10 protein-coding genes are annotated in these 13532 nt (G+C 68.7%); 5 read left to right on the top strand and 5 right to left on the bottom strand.

Annotated features, from left to right (window positions below):
* Window positions 1–14 precede the first annotated feature (14 nt).
* Window positions 15–512 carry a nuclear transport factor 2 family protein gene (locus IFU00_12060; GenBank protein ID MBD8543016.1) on the bottom strand — a complete coding sequence of 166 codons (498 nt, stop codon included), beginning with the start codon at window positions 510–512 and terminating at the stop codon, window positions 15–17.
* Window positions 513–739: 227 nt separating this feature from the next.
* On the opposite strand from IFU00_12060, the gene IFU00_12055 reads away from it, so the two are divergent.
* The 3 genes from IFU00_12055 (at window position 740) to IFU00_12045 (ending at window position 6426) form a co-directional block, all read left to right on the top strand.
* Window positions 740–1021, top strand: a complete 282-nt coding sequence (locus tag IFU00_12055; GenBank protein ID MBD8543015.1) for a hypothetical protein — start codon at window positions 740–742, stop codon at window positions 1019–1021.
* A 60-nt stretch (window positions 1022–1081) separates the two neighbouring features.
* A complete protein-coding gene (cadA, locus tag IFU00_12050; protein MBD8543014.1) occupies window positions 1082–3523 on the top strand; it encodes a cadmium-translocating P-type ATPase in 2442 nt (813 codons plus the stop codon).
* 146 nt (window positions 3524–3669) lie between these two features.
* Window positions 3670–6426 carry a PAS domain-containing protein gene (locus IFU00_12045; GenBank protein ID MBD8543013.1) on the top strand — a complete coding sequence of 919 codons (2757 nt, stop codon included), beginning with the start codon at window positions 3670–3672 and terminating at the stop codon, window positions 6424–6426.
* Here IFU00_12045 and IFU00_12040 read toward each other — a convergent pair.
* From IFU00_12040 to IFU00_12025, 4 genes are read right to left on the bottom strand one after another with little or no spacing between them, the layout of a single operon-like run.
* On the bottom strand, window positions 6423–7835 hold the full coding sequence (locus IFU00_12040) for a copper oxidase (protein ID MBD8543012.1): 1413 nt from the start codon (window positions 7833–7835) through the stop codon (window positions 6423–6425). The two genes, IFU00_12045 and IFU00_12040, sit on opposite strands and share 4 nt — an antisense overlap.
* Window positions 7832–9223 (bottom strand): TolC family protein, encoded by a 1392-nt coding sequence (locus IFU00_12035; GenBank protein ID MBD8543011.1) that lies wholly within the window; start codon window positions 9221–9223, stop codon window positions 7832–7834. Before IFU00_12035 ends, IFU00_12040 begins: the two co-directional genes overlap by 4 nt.
* Window positions 9223–9555: a hypothetical protein gene (locus IFU00_12030; protein ID MBD8543010.1), complete on the bottom strand. Its 333-nt coding sequence runs from the start codon at window positions 9553–9555 to the stop codon at window positions 9223–9225. Before IFU00_12030 ends, IFU00_12035 begins: the two co-directional genes overlap by 1 nt.
* Window positions 9556–9615: 60 nt before the next feature.
* Window positions 9616–10029, bottom strand: coding sequence for a hypothetical protein (locus IFU00_12025; GenBank protein ID MBD8543009.1), 414 nt, complete (start codon window positions 10027–10029; stop codon window positions 9616–9618).
* Between the two features lie 128 nt (window positions 10030–10157).
* Here IFU00_12025 and IFU00_12020 point away from each other — a divergent pair, with 128 nt between their 5' ends.
* Together IFU00_12020 and IFU00_12015 are read left to right on the top strand one after the other, a co-directional pair.
* Entirely contained in the window at window positions 10158–10553 is a 396-nt protein-coding gene (locus IFU00_12020; GenBank protein MBD8543008.1) for a hypothetical protein, read from the top strand.
* A gap of 148 nt (window positions 10554–10701) precedes the next feature.
* On the top strand, window positions 10702–13407 hold the full coding sequence (locus IFU00_12015; protein MBD8543007.1) for a bifunctional acetate--CoA ligase family protein/GNAT family N-acetyltransferase: 2706 nt from the start codon (window positions 10702–10704) through the stop codon (window positions 13405–13407).
* Window positions 13408–13532 lie beyond the last annotated feature (125 nt).

The following is a 13532-nucleotide window of genomic DNA, read 5'->3' as shown; positions in this document are numbered from 1 at the left end:
CGCGAAGGCAATTATCAGCGTGCCGGCCGGATCTCGGTACTCTGCATCATCGTGTTGCGCCAGCCGTCGTTCTGCAACTGCCAGACGCGGACATAGCGCCCGCGAAACTCGCGCGCACCGCTGACTGGCTGCAGATCGGCCTGCATGCGACCGCGGACGATGGCCGTGTGGCCGCTGTCGAGCAACTGGATTTCCATGCTCACGTTGCTGTACGAGCGAAACTCGTATTCATCGCGCGCCAGCACTTGCATGAATTCGCTGCGGGTGCGCACGCGGCCATTGGTTTCGACGTGATAGTAGTCGGTGGCGATCAGATCGCGCAGGGCGTCGACATCCCGGGTGGCGACGGCCTCGGCAAGGTGCCGCTCAGCATCGCGCAGTGCAATCACCAATGGCGACTGCGCATTGGTAACGGCAACGCCAGGCGCGGCGCCCCGCAGTGGGACGTGCGCCGTCGCTGCGCCCGTGACAAGCAGACATGACAGGAATAGAGCGGACGGCAAGGCGCGCATGATGACTGGTCCAGAGAAACTGTATGTCAGTATATAAAGTCTGCCATGCGACGAATGTAACGAAATGTTTCAATGGAGGGCCGATGTTGCACGTATTGCTGTTGTCGCGGCGACAATAAGACTACACTGACGTGCCGGCACGATCGACCGGTAACTTACCGGAGCACTTCATGACGATGGCAGGGGGCGGGGACGTCCACACGAACAATGGCGCACTGCGCGCGTCGATGGGTATCGATGCCGTGCGCGTGGCGCTGGCAACGGCGATGATTCTGCTGGTGCCGCTGGCCGGGATGCAGTTCGCGCACGGCGTCCAGTGGACGGGCTTGGATTTCGCGGTGGCCGCAGTGTTGCTGGCCAGCGCTGGCTGGACGTGTCTGCGCACGGGCCGCCGTGTCGCGCGTCTGGCCGTGTGGCAGCGCTTTGCCGTCATTGGCGCGCTGGCGCTGGTGTTTGCCGCGCTGTGGGTCGAACTCGCGGTGGGCGTGCTGTTCAACTTGGGCAGCTAACCCGGGCAAACTTCGCGCGTGTGTTGACCTTCCCGTAGTGGGAAGGTTTATTCTTGTCGGATGGATGCCAACACGACCCCTCCCTTACCGCCGCCGGTCACACTGCTGATCGATGGCATGACCTGCGCCTCATGCGTGGCACGCGTCGAAAAAGCCCTGGCACAGGTATCTGGCGTCACGGGCGCCAGTGTCAACCTGGCCACCGAAAAGGCCCGCATCGACGGCGCTGCGCCAGCGGCAGCCCTGTTGGCCGCCGTCGAAGGGGCCGGTTACGCGGCCCGCATCGAGACGGCTGACGCGCCGACTGTGCCCGTCAAGACCGGCGCCGCCACCTGGTGGCCGGTCGCCATCGGCGCGCTCTTGTCCATCCCGCTGGTGTTGCCGATGTTCCTGGCGCCGTTCGGCATCGACGCGATGCTGCCAGGCTGGGTGCAGTGGCTGCTGGCCACGCCCGTGCAATTCTGGCTCGGCGCGCGTTTCTACCGCGCCGGTTGGGGTGCGCTGCGCGCCGGCGCCGGCAATATGGACTTGCTGGTTGCGATCGGCACGAGCGCCGCCTACGGCCTGTCGCTGTACCTGCTGCTGACGCAGAGCGGGCATGCAGCGTCCCACCTGTACTTCGAGTCGTCGGCCGTCGTCATCACGCTGGTACTGCTCGGTAAATGGCTGGAAGGCCGTGCCCGCCGCCAGACCATCGAGGCACTGGGCGCGCTGGAGCAACTGCAGCCCGCCGACGCCCTCGTGCGCCGCGACGGCGCCGATGTCCGCGTGCCGTTGGCGGCCTTGCGCGTGGGTGACGTCATGGTGGTCAAGCCGGGCGAGCGGGTACCCGCCGATGGCGTCGTGCTCGAGGGCCTGAGCCACGTCGACGAATCGCTGCTGACCGGTGAGAGCCTGCCGCAGGCCAAGGGCCCGCTTGACGCTGTCGTGGGCGGCGCCGTCAACGCCGACGGCCTGTTGCTGGTGCGCGCCAGCGCCGTCGGCAGTGCAACGACGCTTGCGCAGATCATCCGCATGGTCGAAGACGCACAGGCCGCCAAGGCGCCGATCCAGCGCCTGGTCGACCGGGTCAGCGCGGTGTTCGTGCCGGTGGTGCTCGCCATTGCGCTCGTCACGCTGCTGGCCTGGGGTGTGGGTACGGGTGACTGGCAGGGCGCGCTGCTCAACGCGGTAGCCGTCATGGTGATTGCCTGTCCGTGCGCGCTGGGCCTGGCCACACCGACAGCGATCATGGTAGGGACCGGCGTGGCCGCGCGCCACGGCATCCTGATCAAGGACGCCGAAGCGCTGGAAACAGCGCACGCCGTCGACGTCGTCGTGTTCGACAAGACCGGCACCCTGACCGAGGGCCGCCCGCAATTGCTGGCGCTGGAAGGGCCAGACACGACGCGCCTGCTCACGCTGGCCGCCGCGGTCCAGCAAACGAGCGCCCATCCGCTGGCGCGCGCCGTGCTGGACGAAGCGGCGCGGCGCGCGTTGCCCGTGCCGGACGCGACCGATGCGCGCGCGCTGCCGGGTCGTGGCGTGCAAGCCGACGTCGCCGGCGCGACGATCCTGCTTGGCAACCGGCGCCTGATGAACGACCTTGGCGTACCGGCGGGCGGGGCAGAGGCACATGAAGCGGCCGGGCGCACCGTGTCCTGGCTGGCCGAGCGGCGCGGCGACGCCGTCACCGTGCTTGGCCTGCTCGCGTTCGGCGACCAGCTCAAGCCCCGCGCGCAGGACGCCGTCGCAAGGATGGTCGCGCGTGGTATTACTCCGGTGCTGCTGACCGGCGACAGCGCCGGCGCCGCGCAGGGCGTGGCGCGCGCGCTCGGCATCAAGCGCGTGCATGCCGAGGTGCTGCCGGCCGACAAGGCCGACGTCATCTCGGCGCTGCGTCAGGCTGGCAGCACGGTCGCCATGATCGGCGACGGCATCAACGATGCGCCGGCGCTGGCCGCTGCCGACGTCGGCATGGCCATGGCAACCGGGACCGACGTCGCGATGCACAGCGCCGGCATCACGCTGATGCGGGGCGATCCGATGCTGGTGGCCGACGCGCTCGACGTCTCGCAGCGTACCTGGCGCAAGATTCGCCAGAATCTTGGCTGGGCCTTCGTCTATAACCTGATCGGCGTGCCGCTGGCCGCCTTCGGCCTGCTCAATCCGGTGCTGGCCGGCGCCGCGATGGCGCTCAGTTCGGTCAGCGTCGTGGCCAACGCCTTGCTGCTGCGCCGCTGGCACGCCGCACCACATGCCACTTCAACCCCCACCACCGGGGCGCCCGTGCCCGTGCCCCCAACCAAAGGAGAAATTCCCATGTACGAATTGACTGTTGCCGACATGACCTGCAAGCACTGCGTTGGCCGCGTGACCGCCGCCGTCCACGCCGTCGACCCGGCCGCCACGGTGAACATCGATCTGGCCAGCGGCAAGGTCCGCATCGACAGCGCCGCCGATCTGGCCCCGCTGGCGGCGGCCATTGACGGCGCCGGCTATCCGGTGACGGCCGGCGTTTGAAGCAGGCCGGTCACACGGCCCAATGCGTTTCCTGGACGATAAGCGGATAAATACACCCCCAAACAATATTCATTTAGGCTATATTTTGTAGAAAGAACAATACCGAACACTGTGCATCTCCGACCGACCTCGTCAGCGGAATCCTCATGAGAGATGGTGTACTCGCAGAACCGATCGACCTGGTCAAGCATCCGCCCGGTGGCGCCCAGTTGCGCTGGGCCGTGCTGGTGCTGGGGGCGCTGGGGCTGCTGTTTGCGGTCCTGGTGCCGGCAGCCGGCGTGCCCTTGCCACATGCGCCGGAATTCCTGCCGATCTATCTGTCGACACTGATCGCCAGTAATTTCGTCACCGGCATCCTGCTGCTCGGTCATGTCCACACCCGGCGCTCGCTCGCGCTGGGCGTCCTTGCGCTCGGCTATCTGTTCACGGCGCTGATCGCCGGCGCCCACATGCTCACGTTTCACGGCCTACTCGGCGACGAGGGCGTGCTCGGCGGAAATCTTCAGACCTCCGCCTGGCTGCACGCGGCCTGGCACGCGCTGTATCCGCTGTTCGTGCTCGGCTACTCGCGCAGCGCGCGCGGACGCCTGGCCGGGGCGCCGCTGCCGCCACACTTCATGCGCATCGGCGCGCTGCTGACCGCGCTGTTCGTGTCGCTGCTGGTGTTGGTGGGCACGACCGGTGCGCCGTATCTGCCCAGACTGATCGAGGGCACGCGTACCTTGCCGCTCTACCATGGCATCTCGGCGGCGATACTGGCGCTGTCGGTCTACGTGCTGTACGCCACGGTGCAAAAGCGCCCGCGTACCGTGCTCGATGTCTGGCTGACCGTGGCGATGGCGGCCTGGGTGTTCGAAGTGGGCCTGTCCTGCGTGTTCAATACTGGCCTCTACGACCTCGGTTTCTATGCCGGGCGGCTGTACGGGCTGTCCACGTCGCTGTTCGTGCTGGGCGCGCTGGCGATCGACAATATCGCGCTGCACGCGCGCCTGCACGCAACCTTCCAGGAAATGATCGAGACGCGCGCGCACGCCCAGTGGCAAAGCCTGCTCGGCACCGTGCTGCGCCAATTGCCCGACGGCGTCCTGATCGTCGACGCCCAGGGCCGCTGCGTGATGGCCAACGACCAGGCGAAGCAGATGGCGCGCCACTTCGGCGCTGACGGCGTGGGGGGCATGCTCGACCTGATCTGCGAACCGGTGGCGCGCGCGATCGGCGGCCGGGCGTTTCGCGACGCCATGATCGAGAGCGTGCAGGGCGGCGCGAGACGGGTGTACGCGGTCAGTGGCGCGCCGCTGCGCGAGAGCGCCGCCGAACTGGCCTCCGCCGTGATCGTGATCGACGACATCACCGAGCGCACCGAGGCCAGTGCGGCGCTGGCTCGGGCGCTGGACCAGACCCGCTACCTGATCGAGAACACCCCGCTGGCCGTGATCGAATGGGACCGCGACCTCGTGATCACGCTGTGGAACCGCCGCGCCGAAGAATTGTTCGGCTGGCCCGCAGGCGATGCCATCGGCCAGCGGATCGACCGCATCGGCATGATCCACGAGGGCGATGCCGACCAGGTCGACACGATGATCGCGCGCCTGATCGACTCCGGCACGCGCTATGCCAAGTCGGCCAACCGCAACCGCACCCGCGACGGGCGTGCGCTGTGCTGTGAATGGTACAACTCGGTGCTGGTCGACGAGGCGGGCGAGATCCAGACCGTGTTTTCGCTGGTGCTGGACGTGTCCGAGCGTGAAGCGGCGATGCACAGCCTGCGCGAAGCCGACGGGCGCAAGGATGTCTATATCGCGACACTGGCGCACGAGCTGCGCAATCCGCTCGCACCGATTGCGAATGCGGCCTCGCTCCTGCGCAGCAAGGCGCTGGCGCCGGAACGCATCGAATGGATCGCCGCCATGGTGGGGCGCCAGACCGACCAGATGGCGCGCCTGCTCGACGACCTGCTGGACGTGTCGCGCATCAGCCGCGGCAAGATCGAATTGCGCCGCGTGCGCATCGACCTGGGCCGGTTGCTGCGCGAAACACTGCAAACGAGCATGCCGCTGATCGAGGCCGGGCGCCACCAGGTGGCGTTGCGGGTGGCCGACGAACCGCTCTGGGTCGACGCCGATCCGCTGCGCCTGACACAGGTGTTCGCCAACCTGATCACGAATGCGGCCAAGTACACGCCGCCCGGCGGCGGTCTCGAACTGGGCTTGCGGCGCGAAGACGACCAGGCCGTGGCGTGGGTGGCCGACAGTGGCGTGGGGCTGGCACCCGACATGCTCGAACGCGTGTTCGATCCGTTCGTGCAGGCCGGCAGTGCCAGTCACCTGGCGCAGGGCGGCCTGGGGATCGGGCTGTCGCTGGCCAAGGGCTTCGTCGAGCTGCATGGCGGCAGCATCCGGGCCGACAGCGACGGACCGGGCCGCGGCGCGACCTTCCTGGTGCGCCTGCACCTGTGCGAGGAGCCGGCCATGGCGCCGGGCGACGCGCTCCCGGTGCCGGACGGCGCTGCGCTGGGCAAGCACATCCTGGTGGCCGACGACAATGTGGATGCAGCGGAATCGCTGGCCTGGCTGCTGCGTTCCGAAGGCGCGACCGTGATGGTGGCCCACGATGGCGCAGAAGCGCTGCGCCTGCACCGCGAACGGCCGGCCCGGATCGCGGTACTCGACCTGGGCATGCCACACATGGATGGGCTGGAACTGGCGGGCGTGCTGGCGCAGGATGCACCGCGCCCTTACCTGGTGGCCGTGACGGGGCGCGGCAGAAAGGAAGACCGCGCCGCCTCGCTGGCGGCCGGTTTCGACGAGCACTTCACGAAGCCGGTCGCGCCGCAGCAGCTGATTGCGCTGCTGCGCGAGGTACCTGAGGTACCTGAGGCGCCCGAGGCACCAGCAGCGGGCTAGTGGTGCTCGTGCCCCGTCATGTCCTTCGCGCCGGGCTTGCGTGCATCCATGGCCTGGCCGGCCGGCGCCGGCGCGGGGCGGGCATCCGGCGCGCGTGGCGCTGGCGGTAGCGCCTCGGCGCCGTCGCCCGTCCATTCGCGCGCCACCGTGCCGGCCGGATGCCGGTACCAGCCAGGATCGCCGTAGTCGCCGCGCTTGAGACCTTCGCGCACCTTGAGCACCGTGAACATGCCGCCCATTTCCAGGTTGCCGAACGGGCCGTCGCCGCTCATCATCGGCAGCGTGTTGGCCGGCAGCGGCATCTTCATGTCGCCCATCGAGCCGCCCTTGTCGCCCATGACCATATAGCCGGGCACCAGCTTGTTGATCTTCTCGGCCACGCCCTGATGGTCAACGCCAATGAGCGTTGGCACGTCATGGCCCATCGCGTTCATGGTGTGGTGCGATTTGTGGCAGTGGAAGGCCCAGTCGCCCGGCGCATCGGCCACGAACTCGATGGCGCGCATCTGGCCGACGGCGACGTCGGTCGTCACCTCGGGCCAGCGCGCCGACTTCGGCACCCAGCCGCCATCGGTGCCAGCGACCTCGAAGCGGTGTCCGTGCAGGTGGATCGGGTGGTTCGTCATCGTCAGGTTGCCCACGCGGATGCGCACCTTGTCGCCCAGGCGCGCGACCATCGGGTCCAGGCCCGGGAACACGCGGCTGTTGATGGTCCACAGATTGAAGTCGAGCATCGTGTTGGTGCGCGGCGTATAGCTGCCCGGTTCGATGTCGTACGACGACAGCAACATCACGTAGTCGCGATCGACGGCATGCTGGCGCGGGTTCTTCGGGTGCGTGACCCAGAAACCCATCATCCCCATCGCCATCTGCTGCATCTCGTCGGCGTGCGGGTGGTACATGAAGGTGCCCGCATGGCGCGCGACGAATTCGTAGACGAAGGTCTTGCCGGGCTGGATGCCGGGCTGGGTCAGTCCCGTCACGCCATCCATCCCGCACGGCAGCAACTGGCCGTGCCAGTGCACGCTGGTGTGTTCGGGCAGCCTGTTGGTGACAAAGATGCGCACCCGGTCACCCTCGACCACTTCGATGGTCGGGCCCGGGCTCTGGCCGTTGTAGCCCCACAGGTTGGCCTGCATGCCGGGCGCGAATTCGCGCACGACCGGTTCGGCCACCAGGTGGAATTCCTTGACGCCGTCCTTCATGCGCCATGGCAGCGTCCAGCCATTGAGCGTGACGACGGGGTTGTACGGGCGCCCGCCCGTCGGGGCCAGCGGCGCGGCGGTGGCGCTCGACGTGTGGGTCGGCGCTTCCGGCAGCGACGCCGCGCCGGCACGGCTCACGAGCGAGGCGCCCAGTGCCGTGATGCCGGCGCCGGCGCCGGTCAGGAACGATCTGCGGTTGGTCATTGTGGGGTGTCCTTCTTGTCAGTGGGCGATGGCGCCGGCAGGCGCATGCCGATGGCGGTTTCCAGGTCGACCTGGGCCAGCCAGAAATCCTTCAGCGCTTCGATGGTGGCGTGCACCGCGCCAGCCTGTTCGCGCGCGTCGGCCAGCAGCTCGAACGGGCTGGCCAGCATGCCGTTGTAGCGCAGCAGCGTCTCGTCCGCGATCTGCTTGCGCAGCGGGATCACCTGGTCGCGGTAGTGGCGCGCCACGTCATAGCTGGCGCGGTAGCCGAGGTAGCCCGCGCGCGCTTCGCTGCGGGCGTTGACCGCGACGGCCGCGACCTGGCCAAGCGACTGCATGTACACCGCTTCGGCGCGCGCCACGCGGGCGCCGCCCCAGTCGAACAGCGGCAGCTCCAGGCCAATCTCGTAGCCATCGCTCTTTGGCTCGCCTGTCTCGCGCTTGTCCGCATAGCCCAGGTCGAGCACATTGACAAAGCGCGTGGTGCGCGTGAGGCCCAGGTCGGCAGCGGTGCCGCTGGCGGCGGCGCGCGCGGCTTGCACGTCCAGGCGCTGGCTCAGCGCCGTGCGCTCGATGCCGGCCAGTTCGGCGGGCGCCGCCGGCAGGTCGGGCAAGCGCTCGGGCAGCTTGTAGAGCGCCTGCTTGCCCCACAGGCCGAGCTGGCGCGTCAGATGTTCGCGCGCGGCGTTGGCCTCGCGGTCGGCGCGCAGTACACCGGCGCCGGCTTCGGCGTGGAAGGCCGACTCGCGCGCCAGGTCCAGCGCACTGGCATTGCCGGCCTGGGTCATGCGCGCCATCAGTGCGCTTGATGCGTCGGCGGCGTCGGCCACCTGACGCGCATAGGTCAGAGCCTGGCGCGCCGCCACGGCCTCGATCCAGGCGCGCCGGGTGGCGTTGACGTGGTGCTCGATGGCGGCGGCCACGCGCAGCGTTGTTTCGTCAAGGCGCCGCGCAGCCATGCGCTGGCGCAGCGGCATGGTGAGCAGGCCCGCCAGGTCGATCGAGACCGAGCGCTCGGTTTCCCGGTTGCCGCCGCCATCCATGCGCGAGAATCCGAAGCCCGGATTGCGCAGGCGCGCGGCCTGGGCCACGTCGGCCTGCGCGATGCCGGCCTCCCAGTAGGTGGCCTGCAGGCCGGGATGGTTCAGCGCGGCGATGCGTACGGCGGCGTCCTGCGTCAGCGGCGCCTGCAGCAACGTGTCGATTTCGGCCTGCAAGGCCTGGCGGTCGGCATCGCTGCGCAGCAGGCGCGCATCCACGCCCGTGCGCGCCTGCGCTGCAGCGGCGCTGGCCTCGAAGGCGCGCTCGGGCGTGACGCTGGCGCAGCCAGCCAGCAGCAGGCCCAGGCTTACGGCAAGTGTCGCATGCCATGAAATGGGACTTGCCATCAGTGGTGCTCCTTGTGCTCTGGCTGTGCAGGGGTATGGTGATGCGCGTGCGGATCGGGCGCCGGTTTGCCGTGCCCGGCATGCGCGTCATGGCCGGGCTGGGCCGCCACGATGCGGTTGTGTTCCTGCCAGGCGCGATCAGGCGTGGTCGTGGCGGCGGCGCGTGCCGGTGGCACATACGCCGGCTGGTAGCGGGTTTCCGGGACGGCGGCGTGCGGGTCGGTGGCGTTCGCGGCCGGCGTGGCCCCGTGGCCGCTCTGCGCTGCGGCAGGCATCAGGGCGCTGGCCAGCACGCAGGCCAGCAGCAGCTGTGGTCGGGTAAAGGTCGACATGGTTCCTCGTTCGGTGAAATGCAGTGGTGCCGCGCCAGCGTGGCGCGGTGATGTGCTGATTCAGGCGAGCGGGAAGCGGGGAGGCCGTTCGGGCAGGGCGAGGTCGACGGCCTCGGGGCGGCCGGTGGCTGCCTCGATCAGCCGGGTGGACAAGGTCTGTGGCGCGGCGGGAATCGTTGGTGCGCCCGCCATGGCGGCGCCGATGCAACAGGCGGCGCAGGCGCTGCACCGCTCCTGGTCGTGGTCAGTCGGCGCATGGTCGGTGGCCTTGGCAACCTGCGGGCCCGCATCGTGGCAGTGACCCGCCCCGGCATCCATCTGGTGCGGCGCGGTCACGGCGGTGACGGCGCCGTGCTGCATGGCTGTATGTGTGCACGCCAGCATGCCTGCCGAAGCGATGCCCTGGAAGGGAATCGCCAGCAGCAGCAGCCACACGAGCGCGCGGCGCAGGCAGACATGGACGGTTGAATTCACGCGGTAATTCTAGCATGGCGTCCGCGCAACACTGCTGTCATGAAGGCCGCCGGAAACCTTGCCGGGCAAGGGGCGTGGCTGATAGCATGCCAGGTTGATTCAATGACAATTCAGGGACGAGGGCAAGCATGGTGTTGATCGAGCGGCTGCTCGCTCTGCGACGCAGGAAGAATCAGGAAGAAGTAGCCGGCAGGGCGGCCGAAGTCATCGCGCACGTTCTGTTCGATGTTGGTGCCGACCGTTTCCTGAACGGCAGCATGCTGCTCGATCGTCAGTTCCGCCTGCGTTTCTACGCGGTGCTGCCGCCGGCGGCCGACGACATGCTGGCGGCCATCGCGCTGTGCGACTTGCCCGAAGCGCGGCACATGCGCAGTTGCATGGCTGACGTGGCCTTCGATGCCCACGTCGTCGCGTGTCATACGCAGGGCCTGGCCAATGGCTTGATGCGCGAATTGCTCGCTTGTTCGGCCGAACTGCGGGCGCTGCCCGAGCGGCGCATCGGCGGCGTGTTCGCCTTCCGCTAGCTGCGGCGCGGGAATTTGTGCGCGCTGCAGCGCGCCGTGGCGGTATGCTGGCGTTACTTGTCGCCACTGACGCAAAGGTCCCATCCATGTCGCATGCCGCCTGCTTCCTGAACCGCCCGGCCATGCCGCGCACCTCCCCGGTACTTTCATGAGTGTTCGTAACCTGCAGCACCTGTTCGCGCCGCGATCGGTAGCGCTGATCGGCGCCTCGGCGCGCCCGGGCAGCATGGGCGCCACGCTGCTGGCCAATCTGCAAGGCGGCGGCTTCAAGGGCAAGCTGTTTGCCGTCAATCCCAAATACACGCAGTTGGGCGACTTGCCGTGTTACGCCACTGTGGCCGACTTGCCCGAGGCGCCCGACCTGGCCGTCATCTGCACGCCGGCCGCCACCGTGCCGCAACTGGTGCGCCAGCTGGGCGAGCGCGGCACGCGCGCCGCCGTGGTGCTCACCAGCGGCCTGGCGCGCGGGCGCGATGCCCGCGGGCGCAGCCTGCGCCAGGCCACGCTCGACGCGGCGCACCCCTATCTGCTGCGTCTTCTGGGCGCGAACAGCGCGGGCCTGCTGGTCCCTGGCCTCGGCCTGAACGCCAGCGTGGCCCACAGCGGCGCACTGCCGGGACGGATTGCTTTCGTCTCGCAGTCCGGGTCACTGATGACGGGCGTACTCGATTGGGCGCGCACACGCGGCATCGGCTTTTCGCACTTCATCTCGCTGGGCGACTCGGCCGACGTCGACCTGGGTGACGTGCTCGATCACCTGGCCAGCGATGGCAATGCCGGCGCGATCCTGCTGTATGTCGACCAGCTGCGCTACGCGCGCAAATTCATGTCGGCCGCGCGCGCCGCCGCGCGCAGCAAGCCGGTGATCGTGCTCAAGTCGCGCAGCGATACCGACGGCGCCCGGCCGGCGGCCAGCGAAAGCGGGGCGCTGGCCACCGAGGACGACGTGTTCGACGCCGCGATCCGGCGCGCCGGCATGCTGCGCGTGCACACGACCGAGCAGCTGTTCGCGGCGGTCGAGACGCTGGCCTACGCGCGCGTGTTGCATGGCGAGCGCCTGGCCATCCTCAGCAACGGCCTCGGACCGGGCGTGCTGGCGCGCGACGCGCTGCGCTACGGCGGCGGCGTGGCGGCGACGCTGTCACCCGAATCGATCATGCGGCTCGACGCCGTGCTGCCGGCCGGCTGGAATGGCGCGCAGCCCGGCAATCCAGTGCGTGCCAGCCCGGTCAACCTGCTGGGCGGCGCGCCGCCCGAGCGTTACGCGGCGGCGCTCGACGTGCTGCTGGCCGACCCGCAGGTCGACGCGGTGCTGATCGTGCATTCGCCGACCGCGACCGTCGACAGCCGCGACGTGGCCAATGCGATTGCGCCGCTGGCGCGCGCCGCGTCACGCCCGATCCTGTCGTGCTGGCTGGGCGGCGCCTCGGTCGTCGCCGCGCGCGCGATTGCAGCCGAGGCGCGCATGCCCACGTACCGCACGCCCGAAGACGGCGTCAACGGCTTCCTGCAACTGGTGAACTACCGGCGTAACCAGAATCTGCTGATGGAAGTGCCGCCGTCGATGGCCGGCCATATGGCGCCCGATCGCAGCGCCGCACGTGCGCTGGTGCGCGAGGCGATCGCCGCCAAGCGCCTGCTGCTGTCCGACCCCGAAACCAAGGCGATCCTGCGCGCGTACGGCCTGGCGCTGGTTGAAACGCGCGCCGCCAGCGACGCCGACGCGGCCGTGGCGGCGGCGCGTGCGGTCGGGTTCCCGGTGGCCGTCAAGATTCTCACGCCCGACGTCATGCACAAGTCCGATGTGGGCGGCGTGACGCTTGATCTCGATTCGGAAGACGCCGTGCGCGCTGCCGCGCTGCGCATGCGCGCGCGCCTGGGCGAGCTGTTCCCGCAGGCGCGCTTCGACGGCTTTTCGGTGCAGGCCATGTGCCGCCGCACGCACGGCCACGAACTGATCGTGGGCGCCGCGCTCGACCCGGTGTTCGGGCCGGTGCTGGTGTTTGGCCAGGGTGGTGTGGCGGTCGAGGTGCTCGATGATTATTCGGTCGGCCTGCCGCCGCTCAACCTGGTGCTGGCGCGCGACCTGGTCGACCGCACGCGCGTGGCGCGCCTCCTGGCCGGGTACCGCAACCGGCCGGCCGCCAATCTCGACGCCGTGCTGGCGGTGCTGATCCAGGTGTCGCGGCTGATCTCCGATATTCCCGAAATCGTCGAACTGGACATCAACCCGCTCGTGGTCGACAGCCGCGGCGTGATCGTGCTCGACGCGCGCATGCGGCTGGCGCTGGCCGACCGCTCGGGCAGCACGCTCGACCGGCTGGCGATCCGGCCCTATCCGCGCGAACTGGAAGAGACGATCGAGTGGCAGGGCGCGCCGCTGCTGCTGCGCCCGATCCGCCCCGAAGACGGCCCGGCGCACCTGGCGTTCTTCGACGCGCTCACGCCCGACGACGTACGCTACCGGATGTTCGTGCGCATCCGCGAGCTGCAGCCGTCGCAACTGGCGCGCTTCACGCAGATCGACTACGACCGCGAGATGGCCTTCATCGCCACCCGCAAGAACGCGGACGGGGTGTTCGAGACGCTGGCGGTCGCCCGTGTCGTGGCCGATCCCGACAACACGAGCGCCGAATTCGCCGTCACCGTGCGCTCGGACCTCAAAGGAATGGGGCTAGGGCGCATCATGATGGAAAAGCTGATCCGGTATTGTCGCGCGCGCGGCACCGGCGAGATCGTCGGCGAAGCGCTGCCACAGAATTCGCGCATCGTCGCGATGGTGAAAAAACTGGGCTTCGAGGTGACGATCGATCGTGAGGACGGCACCCGAAATATGCGCCTCGCATTACGTTAATCGTTTCGCGCGCCATGTGACATTCGGAGGATTTTGGGCTGTGCTGCGGTGGTAAGGTGGCGGTGTTTGTCGCCCTGTCACGTCGTGACGATTCGTACCGCCTATTGTCAACAGGGCCCGACCCT

The sequence above is a fragment of the Oxalobacteraceae sp. CFBP 8761 genome, assembly GCA_014841595.1.
In the GTDB taxonomy this organism is placed as follows: domain Bacteria; phylum Pseudomonadota; class Gammaproteobacteria; order Burkholderiales; family Burkholderiaceae_D; genus Telluria.
The sequence above is the reverse complement of the archived record's forward strand: the minus strand, read 5'-3'. Positions and strand labels throughout refer to the sequence as shown.

Excerpts from the sequence above, each read along its gene's own strand:
- IFU00_12060 (MBD8543016.1), bottom strand. The coding sequence starts at position 512 with ATGCGCGCCTTGCCGTCCGCTCTATTCCTGTCATGTCTGCTTGTCACG.
- IFU00_12055 (MBD8543015.1), top strand. The coding sequence starts at position 740 with ATGGGTATCGATGCCGTGCGCGTGGCGCTGGCAACGGCGATGATTCTG.
- cadA (MBD8543014.1), top strand. The coding sequence starts at position 1,082 with ATGGATGCCAACACGACCCCTCCCTTACCGCCGCCGGTCACACTGCTG.
- IFU00_12045 (MBD8543013.1), top strand. The coding sequence starts at position 3,670 with ATGAGAGATGGTGTACTCGCAGAACCGATCGACCTGGTCAAGCATCCG.
- IFU00_12040 (MBD8543012.1), bottom strand. The coding sequence starts at position 7,835 with ATGACCAACCGCAGATCGTTCCTGACCGGCGCCGGCGCCGGCATCACG.
- IFU00_12035 (MBD8543011.1), bottom strand. The coding sequence starts at position 9,223 with ATGGCAAGTCCCATTTCATGGCATGCGACACTTGCCGTAAGCCTGGGC.
- IFU00_12030 (MBD8543010.1), bottom strand. The coding sequence starts at position 9,555 with ATGTCGACCTTTACCCGACCACAGCTGCTGCTGGCCTGCGTGCTGGCC.
- IFU00_12020 (MBD8543008.1), top strand. The coding sequence starts at position 10,158 with ATGGTGTTGATCGAGCGGCTGCTCGCTCTGCGACGCAGGAAGAATCAG.
- IFU00_12015 (MBD8543007.1), top strand. The coding sequence starts at position 10,702 with ATGAGTGTTCGTAACCTGCAGCACCTGTTCGCGCCGCGATCGGTAGCG.